The sequence below is a fragment of the Neisseria sp. P0009.S007 genome, from assembly GCF_051962515.1.
This window is the reverse complement of sequence record NZ_JBQCVF010000357.1, coordinates 1-1,368: the sequence shown is the minus strand read 5'-3', so window position 1 is coordinate 1,368 and position 1,368 is coordinate 1. Positions and strand designations below refer to the sequence as shown.

Annotated in this window: 1 protein-coding gene; it reads right to left on the bottom strand. The window is 51.3% G+C overall.

The window, feature by feature from the left end; genetic code table 11:
- On the bottom strand, nt 1–1,016 hold a 1,016-nt coding region (locus ACTHS3_RS13245; protein WP_440368159.1), incomplete at its 3' end, for a metallopeptidase TldD-related protein.
- Nucleotides 1,017–1,368 lie beyond the last annotated feature (352 nt).

The following is a 1,368-nucleotide window of genomic DNA, read 5'->3' as shown; positions in this document are numbered from 1 at the left end:
ATCAGGCGGGCGTTGGTTTCGTCCTGCATATAGCCGACCAAAATACCGTCTTCAATCAATACAGTACGGCGGGTTTCGTTGCCTTCGTCGTCGATATTGAGCGAGCCGCGTCTGTCGGCAATATCGCCTTGATCCACAACGGTAACGCCTTTGGCAGCCACGCGCTCGCCGATTCGGCCGGAGAAAACGCTGGTTTCTTTACGGTTGAAATCGCCTTCCAAACCATGTCCAACCGCTTCGTGCAACAACACGCCCGGCCAGCCGTTGCCCAAAACAACGGTCATCTCGCCGGCAGGCGCAGGACGGGATTCAAGATTGGTCAGGGCTTGTTTGACGGCGGAATCGACAAACCGATGCACCAAGTTTTCATCGAAATACGCCAAATCATAACGCCCGCCACCGCCTGCGCTGCCCTGCTCGCGACGCTCGCCCTGCTTGGCAATGACGGTTACGTTCATGCGCACCATCGGACGGATATCGGCAGCGTGTTTGCCGTCCAGACGGGCGATGTACACCATGTCGTATTCGCAGGTCAAACCGGCCATCACTTGCACGATACGCGGATCGGCGGCTTTGGCCAGCGTTTCAACTTTGTTCAACAGCGCGACTTTGGCAGCAGAATCAAGACTGGCAATAGGGTCAATCGCCATATGGACAGGCTTGCCGTAGGCAGGTGTCGGCACTTTGACGCTGGCTTCGCCGCCAGCCGCACCAATCACGCGCACGGCTTTGGCAGAGCGGTTGATCGAATCGATACACAGGCTGTCGGCGTAGGCAAAAGCAGTCTTATCGCCCGAAACGGCACGCACGCCCACACCCTGATCGATTTGGAAGCTGCCCGATTTGACGATGCCTTCTTCCAAATGCCAACTTTCATAGGCAGTACGCTGGCAATAGATGTCGGCATAATCGACATGGTTGGCGCCGATAATACTCAGGCTTTGGGCGAGCAAATCGGGGGAAAGGTGGTTGGCTTCGAGCAAATCTCGCTGTACCGCGGCGTAGGTTTGTTGCATAATTTTTCAGACGGCCCGACGAGCAGGCAAAGTTAATTTGGCCTTGATTATACGGTATTTTATATGGCTTTGGATATGTTGATTGCTTGGATTTATGAGTGATTGAAACAAATCAAAAGGCCGTCTGAAATATAGGGTTGAAATGTTTGCCTTACCCTATTTCAACCGGCCTGTTCGTTTGACGTTCAGACGGCCTTTTCAATCACGGCAAAGCCAATGCCACAATTTAATTTCCATACAAAACAAAGCATTACAACAAAAACCATTATTTTTTCAATTTTGCTATTGATAATAGTTATTATTAGCGTATAATCAAAACCACTCGGAAGACGTCCTAATCCGAGCCATTAAA